We start from the raw sequence: 14,482 nt of genomic DNA on the forward strand, positions 1-14,482 counted from the left end.
AAGACCACGTCCGGGGAAAGCGCTACCGGGAGTGCCGTGACGTGCGGCAGGATCGGCGGATGGAGCGTGTACGTGATGTCTCTGAGCTGCCGAAGGCCCATCTGCATCTGCACTTCACCGGGTCGATGCGGCCCAGCACCCTGCTGGAACTGGCCGACAAGTACGGGGTGCGACTCCCCGAGGCGCTGACCGACGCCCTGACCGGCGGCGAACCGCCCCGGCTGCGCGCCACGGACGAACGCGGCTGGTTCCGCTTCCAGCGCCTGTACGACGCGGCACGCTCGTGCATCAGATCGGCCGAGGACATCCAGCGTCTGGTGCGTGAGGCCGCCGAGGAGGACATCCGGGACGGCTCCGGCTGGCTGGAGATCCAGGTCGACCCGACGTCGTACGCGCCCCGGCTGGGCGGGCTGATCCCGGCGCTGGAGATCATCCTCGACGCGGTGGACTCGGCGTCCCGCGACACCGGGCTCGGGATGCGGGTGCTGGTGGCCGCCAACCGGATGAAGCATCCCCTGGACGCCCGCACGCTGGCCCGCCTCGCCGTGCGCTACGCCGACCGGGGGATCGTCGGCTTCGGCCTCTCCAACGACGAACGGCGCGGCATGGCCCGCGACTTCGACCGGGCGTTCGCCATCGCACGCGACGGCGGGCTGCTGTCGGCGCCGCACGGCGGCGAGCTGGCGGGCCCCGCGTCGGTGCGGGACTGCCTGGACGACCTGGAGGCGCACCGGATCGGCCACGGGGTGCGGGCGGCGGACGACCCGCGGCTGATGAAGCGGCTCGCGGACCGGGGCGTCACCTGCGAGGTGTGCCCGGCGTCGAACGTCGCCCTCGGCGTCTACGACAAGCTGGAGGACGTGCCGCTGCGCACGCTGTTCGAGGCGGGCGTGCCGATGGCGCTGGGCGCCGACGACCCGCTGCTGTTCGGCTCCCGGCTGGCGGCGCAGTACGAGATCGCGCGGCGGCACCACGACTTCACCGACGCGGAGCTCGCCGAGCTGGCCCGGCAGTCCGTCCGGGGCTCGGCGGCGCCGAAGGACGTCAAGGAGAAGCTGCTGTCGGACGTCGACGCCTGGCTGACCGCCCCGGTGGGGTGAAGTGGGTGTAGGGCGGATACGGCTTGTAGCAGATCAGGACCTCGTACGGATGTCCCCCGCCCGGCCGCTGGGTGAGGCCCGGAAGGCTCGACACCAGCGCGAGCCGCCCCTGTGTGACGCCTTTCTGCCGCGGTCCCCAGCCGGCCGCGAAGGCACAGGACATGGCCGCCTCCGCGAAGACGTCCCGGCTGCCGAAGAGGAAGAGGGTGCGGGCGTGCAGGGCGTGCCGCAGCTCGTCACGGCAGTCGGGGCGCGCGGCGCGCTCGCGCCAGGCGGCCCCGTCACGGCCGGTGCGCGCCTCGTCGGTCCGCACGGTCAGGGGCGTGCCTGGTCCCGGCGTGCGGCGCAGGCGCGGCCACACGCTCGGGCGCAGTCCGTAGAAAGTGGTGGGCCAGGACGAGGTCCACCCGCTCCCCCCGGCCCTCGTCGGGCGGGACCGCGTCGCGCAGCGGCACGTGGACGACGGTGTGACGGGAGTACGCGGCGAAGGAGAACAGACCGGCGAGGCGGTTCAGTCCGTCGTGGTCGCCGAGGAGCAGGCCGATGGGCTCGGGGGCGAACAGTGACGTGTGGCGCAGCGGCCGGAGCGGCTGGACGACACGGTGTTCGTGCGGACCCGTGCGGGGGCGGTGCTGGAGCAGTCTCAGCTGCATGCGGGGAGCCTCACCCGCTCATGATCACGGCGGGGTGAGCCCCTCGGCAACGGAGTTCGCGGCTACAGGCCGACGCCGACCATGACCGGCTCGTTCACCAGGGTGATCCCGAAGGCGTCCCGGACGCCCGCCACGACCTCGCGGGCCAGCGCCAGCAGGTCCTCCGTGGTGGCGTCGCCGCGGTTGGTGAGGGCGAGGGTGTGCTTGGTGGAGATGCGGGCGGGCCCGCTGCCGTACCCCTTGGTGAAGCCGGCCTTGTCGATCAGCCAGGCGGCGGAGGTCTTGGTGAGCCCGTCCCCCGCGGGGTAGGCGGGCGGCTCCACGCCGTCCCCCAACCGCTCCCGCACACGCGTACGGAATGCGGCGAACGTCTCGTCGTCGAGGATCGGGTTGGTGAAGAAGGAGCCGGCCGACCATGTGTCGTGGTCCTCCGGGTCCAGCACCATGCCCTTGCCGGCCCGGAGCTTCAGCACCGTGTCCCGGGCGGTGGCCAGCGGCACCCGCTCGCCGGGCGCGACGCCGAGCACGCGGGCGGTCTCGGCGTACCTGACCGGGCCGGACATGCCGTCGGCGTCCTCCAGCCGGAAGCGGACGCGCAGGACGACGTACCGCTCGGGGTCGGCCTTGAAGCGGCTGTGCCGGTAGGAGAAGGCGCACTCCTCGTTGGAGAGGGTGACGGTCTCGCCGGAGCGCCGGTCGTAGGCGACGACCTCGGTGATCGTCGAGGCGACCTCCTGGCCGTACGCGCCGACGTTCTGGATGGGGGTGGCGCCGGCGGAGCCGGGGATGCCGGCCAGGCACTCAATGCCGGCGAGTCCGGCCTCGACGCAGGCGGCGACCGCGTCGGTCCACACCTCGCCGGCGGCCAGTTCGAGGTCGGTGCCGTCGAGGGTGACGCCCTTGGTGGCGACGACGAGCGCGGTGCCGTCGAAGCCCTTGTCGCCGATGACCAGGTTGGAGCCGCCGCCGATGACCAGCAGCGGGGTGCCCGCGGCGTCGGCCTCACGGACGGCGGCGATCACCTCGTCGTCGGTGGTCGCGGTGACCAGCCGGGTGGCGGGGCCGCCCAGCCGGAAGGTGGTCAGCGGGGCGAGGGGGGCGTCGTGGAGTTCCTGCACGGGCTCAAGACTACGAGACGGCGCCGCCGCCCCCCCGCTCCCGCTGCCGCGGCTCCGGGCCGGGCTCGGACTCAGGCGAGGCGCACGACCGCGCGCGAGGCGCCGAGGACCTTCTGTCCTGCGCTGGTCGCGGTGAGGTCGACGCGGACGGTGTTGTGGTCGAGCTTGGCGGCGACCTTGCCGCTGACCTCGATGACGGCGCCCTTGTCGTCGTCGGGGACGACGACCGGGCGGGTGAAGCGGACGCCGTACTCGACGACCGCGCCGGGGTCGCCCACCCAGTCGGTCACGACGCGGATCGCCTCGGCCATGGTGAACATGCCGTGCGCGATGACGTCGGGCAGCCCGACGTCCTTGGCGAACCGCTCGTTCCAGTGGATGGGGTTGAAGTCGCCGGAGGCTCCCGCGTACTGGACGAGGGTGGCGCGCGTCACGGGGAACGTCTGCGCGGGCAGCTCGGTGCCGACCTCGACGTCGGCGTAGGAGATCTTCGCCGTCATGGTGTGGTTCACGCCTCCTCGGCCGCGCGGGCCACCAGCTTGGTCCAGGCGGTCACGACGTGCTCGCCGTTCTGGTCGTGCACCTCGCCGCGGATGTCCAGTATGTCGTTGCCCGCCATCGTCCGGATGGTCTCGATGGTGGAGGTGACGGTCAGCCGGTCGCCGGCGCGCACGGGCCGGTTGTAGGCGAACTTCTGGTCGCCGTGCACCACCCGGCTGTAGTCGAGGCCGAGCTGCGGGTCGGCGACGACCTGTCCCGCGGCCTTGAACGTGATGGCGAACACAAAGGTCGGCGGGGCGATCACATCGGGGTGACCGAGCGCCCGGGCCGCCTCGGTGTCCGTGTACGCCGGGTTGGCGTCCCCCACTGCCTCGGCGAACTCGCGGATCTTCTCCCGGCCCACCTCGTAGGGCTCGGTGGGCGGGTAGGTCCGCCCCACGAAGGACTGGTCGAGCGCCATGCGCGCGGCACCTCCTGTGTCGGTCCAGGACCGACGTGTCTCACGGTGTGTGGTGTCGGTGGGGAAACGACACGAGGCCGCCCCCCGAGTGGGGGGACGGCCTCGTGTACGAGCCTGTTTTATCGCGTCTCGCGGTGCGCGGTGTGCGCATTGCAACGCGGGCAGTGCTTCTTCATCTCAAGACGGTCCGGGTTGTTACGCCGGTTCTTCTTGGTGATGTAGTTCCGCTCCTTGCACTCCACGCAGGCCAGCGTGATCTTCGGGCGGACGTCGGTGGCAGCCACGTGAGTGCTCCTTGACGAACGGATGGACTTGATTAACGCAAGAAGAGTAGCCGATCGAAGGACCGACCCCGCAATCGGCTACTGACAGTAGCGGTGACCGGACTTGAACCGGTGACACAGCGATTATGAGCCGCTTGCTCTACCGACTGAGCTACACCGCTTTGATGCGATCGGGCCCCGCCTCGCGGCGGGAACCTCTCACACCAGAGCCCCAAAACGGAATCGAACCGTTGACCTTCTCCTTACCATGGAGACGCTCTGCCGACTGAGCTATTGGGGCGAGCGATGAAGACATTACACGGTCCGCCGCCGTTCGCCCAAATCCGTTTCCGCCCTCCGTCCCCCTCCCGGGCGGACGGGCCACGCCGGTACGACTATTGCGCTCCTCCCGGCGCGGGACGGAGGCCAGTCCTAGGCTCGACTCACTCTGCGTGATCTTGTCTCAGCGTGACGTGCGTCCTCGTGCGCAGCCCGAGCCCCAGGAGCGCGATGCCCGACAACCGGCCGCAGCCACCGTCCCAGCCGTGGTCCTCGCCCTCCGGTTCCGGTCCGGCCGGCCCTCCCCCGCTCCTCCTGTGCGGCGCCCGCCTCACCGACGGCCGGACCGTGGACGTACGGCTGGGCGGCGGGCGCATCGAGGCCGTGGGCACGGCGGGCAGCCTCACGGCGGACGCCACCCGCGCGTGCGTGCCGCGGCTCGACCTCACCGGCTACCTGCTGCTGCCGGCCCCGGCCGAACCGCACGCGCACGCCGACACCGCCCTGTCCGCCGACGGGCCGGGCCCCGTCTCCCAGGACCCCGAGGACGTGCAGCGCCGGGCGACGGAGGCGGCGCTGCTCCAGCTCGGGCACGGGGCGACGGCCCTGCGCGCGCACGTGCGCGTCGGTGACATGGCGGGGCTCGGCGCGCTCCGGGCGGTGCTGCGCGCGGCGCGCTCGTTGCGCGGGCTGTCCGAGCTGACCGCGGTGGCGATGCCCCGGGTGCTGACCGGGGTGGCCGGGGCGGACGGGCTGGCGGTGCTGCGTGACGCGGTGAAGATGGGCGCGTCCGTGGTGGGCGGCTGCCCGGACCTCGACCCCGACCCCACGGGCTATGTGGAGGCGGTGCTGGAGACGGCCTCCGAGCACGGCCTGCCGGTCGACCTGCACACCGACGCGTCCGACCCGGCCCGGCTGGCCCGCCTCGCGGCGATGGCGGGCGGACTGCGCCCGGGGGTGACGCTCGGCCCGTGCGGAGGGCTGTCCGCCCTCCCCGCCGATGTCGCGGCCCGTACGGCGGAGCGGCTCGCGGCGGCCGGGGTGACGGTGGTGTGCCTGCCCCAGGGCGGCTGCGGCGCGGCGGACGGCCGGGAGGCGGCGCCGGTTCGGCTGCTGCGGACGGCGGGCGTGCGGGTGGCGGCCGGCAGCGGCTCGCTGCGGGACGTGTCGAACCCGGTGGGCCGTGGCGACCCGCTGGAGGCGGCGTACCTGCTGGCCTCCTGTCAGGGCCTGTCCCCCGAGGACGCGTACGCGGCGGTGAGCACGCGGGCGCGGGCGGCGATGGGGCTGCCGGAGGTGCGGGTGGAGGCGGGTTTCCCCGCCGACCTGCTGGCGGTACGGGGCGACGGCCTGCCGGCCGCGCTGTCCCTGGCGTACAGCCGGATCGTGGTGCACGGGGGGCGGGTGGTGGCCCGCACGAGCGCGGTGCGGGAGTACTGCGACTCGGCGGCGTCGGGCTCGGGTCCGGAGCTGCCGCGGCAGGGGCGAGGGCCGGCGTAGGCGGTGAGGGCAGGGGCGTGTGTCCCGCCCGGCTGGTCGGACGGCGGACGGGCCCGGTACGACGTACGGTCGAAGGCATGCGCATTGTCATCGCTGGAGGTCATGGTCAGATCGCGCTGCGGCTGGAGCGGTTGCTCGCCGCGCGCGGGGACGAGGCGGCGGGCATCATCCGCAAACCCGAACAGGCGGACGACCTGCGGGAGCTGGGCGCGGAGCCGATCGTGCTCGACCTGGAGTCGGCGTCCGTGGAGGAGGTCGCGGAGGTTCTGAAGGGCGCGGACGCGGCGGTGTTCGCGGCGGGCGCCGGTCCGGGCAGCGGCGTGGGCCGCAAGGACACGGTGGACCGGGCGGCGGCGGTCCTTTTCGCGGACGCGGCCGTGCGGGCGGGCGTACGCCGGTTCGTGATCGTGTCGTCGATGGGCGCGGACGCGGAGCACCAGGGGGACGAGGTCTTCGACGTGTATCTGCGCGCCAAGGGCGAGGCGGACGCGTACGTGCGGAGTCTGGAGGCCCTGGACTGGACGATTCTGCGGCCGGGTCAGCTCACGGACGAGCCGGGCACGGGCCTGGTCCGTCTGGAGGCCCGCACGGGCCGCGGCCCGATCCCCCGCGACGACGTGGCGGCCGTCCTGGCGGAACTGGTGGACACGCCCGCGACGGCGGGCCTCACCCTGGAACTGATCAGCGGCTCCGTGCCGGTGTCGGTGGCGGTGAGGTCGGTCGCGGGCAACTGAGCGGGGCGGGGGGCCGGTTCAGAAGAGGGGCATCTGCCCGGGGAACGGCGGGACGACGTAGCCGTCCAACGACGGCTGCTCGGGGCCCGGTCGAGCGAGCCTGCGGGACCCCGGACAGGAGGTCAGCTCCCCGCTGCCGCGGGTGCCGGGCGGATCGTGCCGCGCGTACCGTCCGGCGACGACGGCGATCTCACGGCGGCACTCGGGGCAGGGACGGCGACGCGGCGACATGTGTCCAGTGTGCCCGCGTGTCTTGCTGCCGGGGTGTCAGCTCGCGGCGACCACGAACGCGAGTGCCGTGACGCCCGCCCCGTCCTGCCGGCCGCGGGCGTGGTGCGCCGAGCACGTCACCGTGCGGCCGCCCGTCGCTCGCACCGAGCCCCTTGGCGTCCCGGACTTCCCCGTGCTTCCGCCGGTGCCAGGGCCCTCGCGCAGTGAGACAGCGGTCGCCTGCCCCGTGCGCGCCGCGCTCCTGGCGGCGCTGGTGGGCTCGGGCGTCCGGGGCTACCAGAGGCCTCATGGGCGAGGGCGTGGCAGGCGGCGGGGACACGTCCTTCGACCTACGGAGGCCGTGACAACGACGAAAGGGTCTGCGATCAGCGTTGCTGCTGGTCACAGACCCTTTCGGTCGTGTGGCGGCGCCAGGATTCGAACCTGGGAAGGCTGAGCCGGCAGATTTACAGTCTGCTCCCTTTGGCCGCTCGGGCACACCGCCGGGGTTGCTGCACTGAACCTCGCCTTCCGGCGGTGCTCGCTGGCAACGACGTAAACAATACCCGATGGACAGGGGTGCTCCGCCACCCGATTGATCGCCGCCTTGGGGCCGGGGGTGACTAGGCTGGTCCGGATGCGGTCCGGGGCCGATGCCGGGCTCGGGGGCCGCTCCAAGCACGCCGGATACGCGTCCGGTGCGCAGCCCGATACGCACCCCGAATCAAGGAGCCACAGGACATGGCCGACTCCAGTTTCGACATCGTCTCGAAGGTCGAGCGGCAGGAGGTCGACAACGCCCTCAACCAGACCGCCAAGGAGATCTCGCAGCGCTACGACTTCAAGGGCGTGGGCGCCTCGATCTCGTGGTCCGGGGAGAAGATCCTCATGGAGGCGAACTCCGAGGACCGGGTGAAGGCAGTCCTCGACGTCTTCCAGTCCAAGCTGATCAAGCGGGGCATCTCCCTGAAGGCCCTGGACGCGGGTGAGCCGCAGCTCTCGGGCAAGGAGTACAAGATCTTCGCGACGATCCAGGAGGGCATCTCCCAGGAGAACGCGAAGAAGGTCGCGAAGATCATCCGTGACGAGGGCCCCAAGGGCGTGAAGGCCCAGGTGCAGGGCGACGAGCTGCGCGTCACCTCCAAGAGCCGGGACGACCTGCAGACCGTCATCGCGCTGCTCAAGGGCAAGGACTTCGACTTCGCCCTGCAGTTCGTGAACTACCGGTAGGACGGCCGACGCGCCGGACGGACAGACGGAGAAGGGTGGGTGCCGCTCGGGCGCCCACCCTCTTCGCGTCGGTCGCTTCGCTGTCGGTCGCGTCGTCGTCAGTCGCGCGAGTGGCCGAACAGGATGCGGTAGGCGATCAGCAGGACCAGTGAACCGCCGATCGCGGCCACCCATGTGGTGCCGTCGTAGAAGTCCTTGCTGATCGGATGGTCCAGCCAGCGGGACGAGATCCAGCCGCCGATGAACGCGCCGGCGACGCCGATCAGGGTCGTGCCGACGAGGCCGCCCGGGTCTCGGCCGGGCAGCAGGAACTTCGCGATCGCTCCGGCCAGCAGGCCCAGAATGATCCAGCTGATGATCGTCATGCCGAGTACCTGCCCTTCCCCGCCGGCGTTCGCACCATGAAGGACGTCACGAGTACACCTTCCGGTTGCGCCTGATCAGTAGGGTGCGGCCCCATGACGAACATTCCCGTCGATCCCGGCCCTCCCGGACTGCGCCGCACCCTCGGCACGGGCGACGCCGTGGTCGTCGGCCTGGGCGCGATGCTCGGCGCGGGCATCTTCGCCGTGCTCGCGCCCGCCGCTCGGGCCGCCGGTTCGGCGCTGCTCCTCGGGCTGGCCGTCGCCGCAGTCGTCGCCTACTGCAACGCCGACTCGTCGGCCCGCCTGGCCGCCCTGTACCCGGCCTCGGGCGGCACCTACGTGTACGGCCGGGAGCGGCTCGGGGAGTTCTGGGGCTACCTCGCCGGGTGGGCGTTCGTCGTCGGCAAGGCGGCGTCCTGCGCGGCGATGGCGCTCACGGTCGGCGCGTACGTCTGGCCGGGGCAGGCGCATGCAGTGGCCGTCGCCGCCGTGGTGCTGGTCACGGTGGTCGACTACGGCGGGGTCCAGAAGTCCGCGTGGGTGACGCGGGCGATCGTGGGTGTGGTCCTGGCGGTCCTCGCTTCCGTGGTGGTCGTGTGTCTGACGTCCGGGGATGCCGCCCCGGGCCGGCTGGACGACGGCGTGTCGGGCGGGGCCGGCGGGGTGCTCCAGGCGGCCGGTCTGCTGTTCTTCGCGTTCGCCGGGTACGCGCGGATCGCGACTCTCGGGGAGGAGGTGCGGGATCCCGCGCGCACGATTCCGCGGGCCGTCCGGGTGGCCCTGGGCATCGTGCTCGCCGCGTACGCGGCTGTCGCCGTCGCCGTGCTTTCCGTACTGGGGGCCGAGTCGCTCGGTGCGTCCGTCGCGCCGCTCGCCGACGCGGCGCGGGCGGCCGGGGCGCCCGGGCTCGCGCCGGTGGTGCGGGTGGGTGCGGCGGTCGCCGCGCTGGGGTCACTGCTCGCCCTGCTGCTCGGGGTGTCGCGGACGACGCTGGCCATGGCCCGGGACCGGCACCTCCCGGCGCCGCTGGCCGCCGTCCATCCGCGGTTCCACGTGCCGCACCGGGCGGCGCTGGCCGTCGGCGGTGTCGTCGCCCTCCTGGCCGCCACCGTCGACGTGCGGGGCGCTGTCGGGTTCTCCTCCTTCGGTGTGCTGACGTACTACGCCGTGGCGAACGCCTCGGCCTGGACGCTGCGTCCGGGGGTCGCGGCCCGGGTGGTGCCGGCGCTGGGGTTCGCCGGGTGCCTGGCGCTGGCGTTCTCCCTGCCCTGGACCTCGGTCGCCGTGGGTGCGGCGGTGCTCGGTGCGGGTGTGGTGGCGTACGGGGTGCGGAAGGTGTGGGGGCGGCGGCAGGGGAATCACCCGGATCCGGGCGGGCGGTGACCCGTCCGTGGATTCATGATGCGCGGCGACCGCGGGACGTGTGCGGGCCTGTGGACAACCCGGCGCTTGTGGACAACCCTGCCCTGGGCCCCCGGCCTCGCCCCGACGAGGCGCGCCCCTGCCCGGCCCCGGCAGGGACCGCCGCTCACCTCACCAGCGGTCCGTGAACGCGCGGTCCGTGCGGACGATCTCGCGGCCCAGCGGGAACAGCGAGACCGGGATCAGCTTGAAGTTGGCGATGCCGAGCGGGATGCCGATGATCGTGACGCACAGGGCCAGGCCCGTGAGGATGTGGCCGAGGGCGAGCCACCAGCCCGCGAGGATCAGCCACAGCACGTTGACGATGAAGGACGGTGCCCCGGCGTCGCGGCGCTCGACCGTCGTGTACCCGAAGGGCCACAGGGCGTAGACGCCGATGCGGAACGCGGCCACGCCGAACGGGATGCCGATGATCGTGATGCACAGCAGCAGGCCGGCCACCATGTAGCCGAGGAACAGCCAGAAGCCGCTGAAGACGAGCCAGACGAGATTCAGGATGGTCTTCACAGGTGGCCTGCCATCTTCTCGAGCCGGGCGATGCGTTCCGCCATCGGCGGGTGGGTGGAGAACATCTTCGCGAGCCCCTGTCCCGGACGGAACGGGTTCGCGATCATCATGTGACTGGCCGTCTCGATGCGCGGCTCAGGGGGCAGCGGGAGCTGCTTGGTGCCCAGTTCCAGTTTGCGCAGGGCGCTCGCCAGGGCCAGCGGGTCGCCGGTGAGCTGGGAGCCGGAGGCGTCCGCCTCGTACTCGCGGGAGCGGCTGATGGCCAGCTGGATGAGGGACGCCGCCAGCGGGCCCAGGATCAGGACGAGCAGCATGCCGAGCAGGCCCGGGCCGTCGTCGTCGTCCGAGCGGCCGATCGGGATCAGCCAGGCGAAGTTGACCAGGAACATGATCACGGAGGCGAGGGCTCCGGCGACCGAGGAGATCAGGATGTCGCGGTTGTAGACATGGCTGAGCTCGTGGCCGATGACGCCGCGCAGCTCCCGTTCGTCGAGGAGGCGCAGGATGCCTTCCGTGCAGCAGACCGCCGCGTTGCGCGGGTTGCGGCCGGTGGCGAAGGCGTTGGGGGCCTCCGTCGGCGAGATGTAGAGGCGGGGCATGGGCTGGCGGGCCTGCGTGGACAGCTCTCGGACCATCCGGTACAGGCCGGGGGCCTCGAACTCGCTCACCGGGCGCGCCCGCATCGCCCGCAGGGCCAGCTTGTCGCTGTTCCAGTACGCGTAGGCGTTGGTGCCCAGCGCGACGACGACGGCGATGACGAGCCCCATGCGGCCGAAGAAGCTGCCGATGACGATGATGAGCGCGGACAGTCCCCCGAGGAGGACCGCGGTCCTGAGCCCGTTGTGCCGGCGGTGCACGGTACGCCCTCCAAGTCGTGCGGCAGGGGAACCCTTCGCTGATCGGTCTCCGATGTGCCACTGGTGTCGCGGTGACAGGTCCAGTGGACCCTTCCGTACTGGTCAACGCCAGGCGGAGGGCTGGGGTTCCCTGGTGGGCGCGGCCGCGGGGTGGGCCGTACGAGTGAGGGCGACGCCCTGCGGTGTTCGCGGGAGCCTTCCCCGGCTCAGAACAGGCCCGTGTCCGTGAAACGCAGGACCAGTTGGGGAGCTCCGGAGAGGACCACGCCCAGGACTGCCGTGAGGGCGATCGCCACGGTGACGGGGGCGGGGCCGCGGTGGCGTACGGGTTCGCCCTCCGTCGCGCGGAACAGCAGCGCCGTCCAGCGCAGGTAGTACACCAGCGCGATGACGACGTTGAGGGCCATGACGACGGCCAGCCAGCCAAGCCCCGCGTCGACGGCCGCCGCGAACACGGTGACCTTGGCGAAGAGGCCGATGACGCCCGGCGGGAGGCCGGCGAGGCACAGCAGGAAGAAGCCCATGACCAGCGCGGTGAGAGGGCTCACGGCGTACAGGCCGCGGTAGTCGGCGACCCGGTTGAGCCGGTGCGCGCGGCCGACGAGGGCGGCCACCGCGAAGGCGCCCAGGTTCACGGCGCCGTACATGAGGGCGTAGGCGAGGGTGGAGCCGACCGGCTTCTCGGGGTCGTCGGAGTATCCGGCGGCGGCGATCGGCACGAGCAGGTAGCCGGCCTGGCCGACGGACGACCAGGCGAGCAGGCGTACGGCGCTGTACGCGCGCGTGGGCTGCTGGCGCAGGGCGCCGACGTTGCCGACGGTCATGGTGAGCGCGGCCAGCACGGCCAGGGCGGGGGCCCAGGCGTCGGCGTACGAGGGGAGGGCGACGACGGTGACGAGGATGAGGCCGGAGAAGCCGACCGCCTTGCCGATGACGGACAGGTAGGCGGCGATCGGCAGCGGGGCGCCCACGTAGGTGTCGGGGACCCAGAAGTGGAAGGGGACGGCGGCCGTCTTGAAGGCGAAGCCGACGAGGGTGAGGACGACGCCGGTCTGCGCGAGGGTGGCGAGCTGCCCGTCGACGTCCTGGATGCGTTCGGCGACCCGGGTGAGGTGGAGGGTGCCGGTGGCGGCGTAGACGAAGCTGATGCCGAGCAGGCTGACCGCGGTGGCGGTGACGGAGGAGAGGAAGAACTTCAGGGCCGCCTCGGAGGACCTGCGGTCGCCGTGGCGCAGGCCGACCAGGGCGAACGCGGGCAGCGAGGCGACCTCCAGGGCGACGACCAGGGTCGCGAGGTCCCGGGAGGCGGGGAGCAGGGCCGCGCCGGCGGCGGAGGAGAGGAACAGGAACCAGTACTCGCCCTCGGGGAGCCGCTTGCCGGAGTCCTTCAGCGCGGTGACCGACAGCAGGGCGCAGAGCAGGGCGCCGCCGAGCACCAGGAACTGGATGACGAGGGTGAAACGGTCCGCGGTGTAGCTGCACACCTCGGTGTCGCCGACCAGGCAGAAGGTGGAGCGGTCGGCGTCGAGGAGCGGCAGCAGCATGAGCGCGGCAGCCACGAGTCCGGCCACCGCGATCCAGCCGAGCAGGGGCTTCCTGGACTCCGCGAGGAACAGGTCGGCGACCAGCACGACGAGTCCGACGACCGCCGCGATGGTGGGCGGTGCGATGGCCAGCCAGTCGACGGACTGGACGAGGGAGCTCATCGGGTGCCTCCTGCGAGGAGCTGCTGCACGGCCGGGTCGGTCAGCCCGAGGAGGGCCTTGGGCCACAGGCCTGCGACGACGGTGAGGACGACGAGCGGGGTCCAGGCCGCGAACTCGTAGGAGCGCACGTCGGTGCAGGCCGGCGTGTCCTTCGGCGCGGCGCCCATGCAGACGCGGCGGACCACGATCAGCAGGTAGGCGGCGGTGAGCAGGGTGCCGAACGCGCCGATCGACATGAAGGTGAGGAAGGCCGGTCGGCTCAGCCCCTCGGCGGGGTCGAAGGCGCCGAACAGCGCCAGCATCTCGCCCCAGAAGCCGGCGAGGCCGGGCAGGCCGAGGGAGGCGACGGCGGCGAAGGCGAGCAGGCCGCCGAGGCGGGGGGCCCTGCCGTAGAGGGCGGCCCCGGTCTCCTGGGCGAGCGCGTCGAGGTCGGTGCTGCCGGTGCGTTCCTTCAGGCCGCCGACCAGGAAGAACAGCAGGCCGGTGATGAGGCCGTGGGCGATGTTGGCGAACAGGGCGCCGTTGACGCCGGTCGGGGTCATGGTCGCGATGCCGAGCAGGACGAAGCCCATGTGGCCGACGGAGGAGTAGGCGATCAGGCGCTTGAGGTCGCCCTTCGCGCCCTTCCTGGCCAGGGCGAGGCAGGCCAGGGACCCGTAGACGATGCCGACGACGGCGAACGCGGCGAGGTACGGCGCGAAGGTGCGGAAGCCGTCGGGCGCGGCCGGGAGCAGGATGCGGACGAAGCCGTACGTGCCCATCTTCAGCAGGACGCCGGCGAGCAGGACGGAGCCGACCGTCGGGGCCGCGGTGTGCGCGTCCGGCAGCCAGCTGTGCAGCGGCCACATCGGCGTCTTCACGGCGAGCCCGATCCCGATCGCCAGAACCGCGATGACCTGCACGGATACGGAGAGTGAGCGGCCGTTGTCAGTGGCGAGTGCCACCATGTCGAACGTGCCCGCCTTGATCCCGATCAGGAGCAGGCCGAGCAGCATGACCACCGAGCCGAGCAGCGTGTACAGGATGAACTTCCAGGCGGCCTCGGCCCGGCCCTCGCCGCCCCAGCGGGCGATGAGGAAGTACATCGGGACGAGGACGGTCTCGAAGGCGAGGAAGAACAGGACGAGGTCGAGGACGGCGAAGGTCGCCAGGGTGCCGGACTCGAGGACGAGCAGCAGGGCGACGAAGGCCTTCGGGGACGGCCCCGTGGGCGGCTTGAAGTACGAGTGCAGGGCGCTGAGGAAGGTCAGCAGGGCGGTCAGGACCAGAAGGGGGAGCGAGATGCCGTCGATGCCGAGGTGGATCCGCACGTCGAGTGCGGGGATCCAGCTGATGTCGGTCGTGGCCTGCATCGTCGACGGGTGGTCGTGGTCGAAGCCGAGCGCCAGGACGATCGCGGCGACGAGGATCACACCGGTGACGGTGACGCCGTGGCGGAGCACGGCCTGCTCGGGCGACTTCCCCTTCAGCCCGGGCGGGGCGGGCAGCAGAGCGGCGGCCGCGCCGAGGAGCGGGCCGACGACGACCAATGCCAGAAGGAACTGCATCACGGACTCGTTGATATCGATCACGCCTGC

At 72.2% G+C, this 14,482-nt stretch carries 15 protein-coding genes, 3 tRNA genes and 1 pseudogene; 5 read left to right on the forward strand and 14 right to left on the reverse strand.

Features of this window, described 5'->3' with window-relative positions; genetic code table 11:
- Positions 1-59 precede the first annotated feature (59 nt).
- The gene (locus ELQ39_RS12585; protein ID WP_242591922.1) at positions 60-1,100 is read left to right on the forward strand and encodes an adenosine deaminase; all 1,041 of its coding nucleotides are present in this window, start codon (positions 60-62) and stop codon (positions 1,098-1,100) included.
- On the opposite strand, the pseudogene ELQ39_RS12590 reads toward ELQ39_RS12585, so the two are convergent.
- The 7 genes and pseudogenes from ELQ39_RS12590 to ELQ39_RS12620 form a co-directional block, all read right to left on the reverse strand.
- Positions 1,045-1,753 (reverse strand): annotated as a pseudogene (locus ELQ39_RS12590) (hypothetical protein). The gene ELQ39_RS12585 and the pseudogene ELQ39_RS12590 sit on opposite strands and share 56 nt — an antisense overlap.
- A gap of 62 nt (positions 1,754-1,815) precedes the next feature.
- On the reverse strand, positions 1,816-2,871 hold the full coding sequence (locus tag ELQ39_RS12595; RefSeq protein ID WP_225642119.1) for a UDP-N-acetylmuramate dehydrogenase: 1,056 nt from the start codon (positions 2,869-2,871) through the stop codon (positions 1,816-1,818).
- Positions 2,872-2,942: 71 nt separating this feature from the next.
- Entirely contained in the window at positions 2,943-3,371 is a 429-nt protein-coding gene (locus ELQ39_RS12600; protein ID WP_242595599.1) for a MaoC family dehydratase, read from the reverse strand.
- 8 nt (positions 3,372-3,379) lie between these two features.
- On the reverse strand, positions 3,380-3,832 hold the full coding sequence (locus tag ELQ39_RS12605; RefSeq protein WP_225627267.1) for an FAS1-like dehydratase domain-containing protein: 453 nt from the start codon (positions 3,830-3,832) through the stop codon (positions 3,380-3,382).
- Positions 3,833-3,951: 119 nt separating this feature from the next.
- The gene (gene rpmG / locus ELQ39_RS12610; protein WP_003948671.1) at positions 3,952-4,116 is read right to left on the reverse strand and encodes a 50S ribosomal protein L33; all 165 of its coding nucleotides are present in this window, start codon (positions 4,114-4,116) and stop codon (positions 3,952-3,954) included.
- Positions 4,117-4,204: 88 nt separating this feature from the next.
- Positions 4,205-4,277 (reverse strand) — tRNA-Met (locus tag ELQ39_RS12615).
- Between the two features lie 46 nt (positions 4,278-4,323).
- A tRNA-Thr gene (locus ELQ39_RS12620) sits at positions 4,324-4,396 on the reverse strand.
- A 209-nt stretch (positions 4,397-4,605) separates the two neighbouring features.
- On the opposite strand from ELQ39_RS12620, the gene ELQ39_RS12625 reads away from it, so the two are divergent.
- Complete coding sequence (locus ELQ39_RS12625; protein ID WP_242591923.1) at positions 4,606-5,874, forward strand: amidohydrolase family protein; 1,269 nt, start codon at positions 4,606-4,608, stop codon at positions 5,872-5,874.
- A 77-nt stretch (positions 5,875-5,951) separates the two neighbouring features.
- Complete coding sequence (locus ELQ39_RS12630; RefSeq protein WP_242591924.1) at positions 5,952-6,608, forward strand: NAD(P)H-binding protein; 657 nt, start codon at positions 5,952-5,954, stop codon at positions 6,606-6,608.
- A gap of 18 nt (positions 6,609-6,626) precedes the next feature.
- On the opposite strand, the gene ELQ39_RS12635 is transcribed toward ELQ39_RS12630, so the two are convergent.
- Together ELQ39_RS12635 and ELQ39_RS12640 are read right to left on the reverse strand one after the other, a co-directional pair.
- On the reverse strand, positions 6,627-6,839 hold the full coding sequence (locus ELQ39_RS12635) for a hypothetical protein (protein ID WP_242591925.1): 213 nt from the start codon (positions 6,837-6,839) through the stop codon (positions 6,627-6,629).
- Between the two features lie 402 nt (positions 6,840-7,241).
- Positions 7,242-7,323: transfer RNA gene (locus ELQ39_RS12640), tRNA-Tyr, on the reverse strand.
- Between the two features lie 236 nt (positions 7,324-7,559).
- Between ELQ39_RS12640 and ELQ39_RS12645 the strand changes: the two genes are divergently transcribed.
- Complete coding sequence (locus tag ELQ39_RS12645) at positions 7,560-8,048, forward strand: YajQ family cyclic di-GMP-binding protein (protein ID WP_242591926.1); 489 nt, start codon at positions 7,560-7,562, stop codon at positions 8,046-8,048.
- Between the two features lie 98 nt (positions 8,049-8,146).
- Here the strand turns inward: ELQ39_RS12645 and ELQ39_RS12650 are convergent, their stop codons facing one another.
- Positions 8,147-8,413 carry a GlsB/YeaQ/YmgE family stress response membrane protein gene (locus tag ELQ39_RS12650; protein ID WP_026243884.1) on the reverse strand — a complete coding sequence of 89 codons (267 nt, stop codon included), beginning with the start codon at positions 8,411-8,413 and terminating at the stop codon, positions 8,147-8,149.
- A gap of 93 nt (positions 8,414-8,506) precedes the next feature.
- Between ELQ39_RS12650 and ELQ39_RS12655 the strand changes: the two genes are divergently transcribed.
- The gene (locus tag ELQ39_RS12655; RefSeq protein WP_242591927.1) at positions 8,507-9,796 is read left to right on the forward strand and encodes an APC family permease; all 1,290 of its coding nucleotides are present in this window, start codon (positions 8,507-8,509) and stop codon (positions 9,794-9,796) included.
- A 150-nt stretch (positions 9,797-9,946) separates the two neighbouring features.
- Here the strand turns inward: ELQ39_RS12655 and ELQ39_RS12660 are convergent, their stop codons facing one another.
- From ELQ39_RS12660 to ELQ39_RS12675, 4 genes are all read right to left on the reverse strand, one after another.
- Positions 9,947-10,342 (reverse strand): YccF domain-containing protein, encoded by a 396-nt coding sequence (locus ELQ39_RS12660; RefSeq protein WP_190004991.1) that lies wholly within the window; start codon positions 10,340-10,342, stop codon positions 9,947-9,949.
- On the reverse strand, positions 10,339-11,199 hold the full coding sequence (htpX, locus tag ELQ39_RS12665; RefSeq protein ID WP_190004992.1) for a zinc metalloprotease HtpX: 861 nt from the start codon (positions 11,197-11,199) through the stop codon (positions 10,339-10,341). The genes ELQ39_RS12660 and htpX overlap by 4 nt, the downstream gene beginning before the upstream one ends.
- A gap of 206 nt (positions 11,200-11,405) precedes the next feature.
- On the reverse strand, positions 11,406-12,905 hold the full coding sequence (locus tag ELQ39_RS12670) for an NADH-quinone oxidoreductase subunit N (RefSeq protein ID WP_242591928.1): 1,500 nt from the start codon (positions 12,903-12,905) through the stop codon (positions 11,406-11,408).
- Positions 12,902-14,476 carry a complex I subunit 4 family protein gene (locus ELQ39_RS12675; protein ID WP_242591929.1) on the reverse strand — a complete coding sequence of 525 codons (1,575 nt, stop codon included), beginning with the start codon at positions 14,474-14,476 and terminating at the stop codon, positions 12,902-12,904. The genes ELQ39_RS12670 and ELQ39_RS12675 overlap by 4 nt, the downstream gene beginning before the upstream one ends.
- Positions 14,477-14,482 lie beyond the last annotated feature (6 nt).

The sequence above is a fragment of the Streptomyces sp. GB4-14 genome (assembly GCF_022696125.1).
Lineage (GTDB): Bacteria > Actinomycetota > Actinomycetes > Streptomycetales > Streptomycetaceae > Streptomyces > Streptomyces werraensis.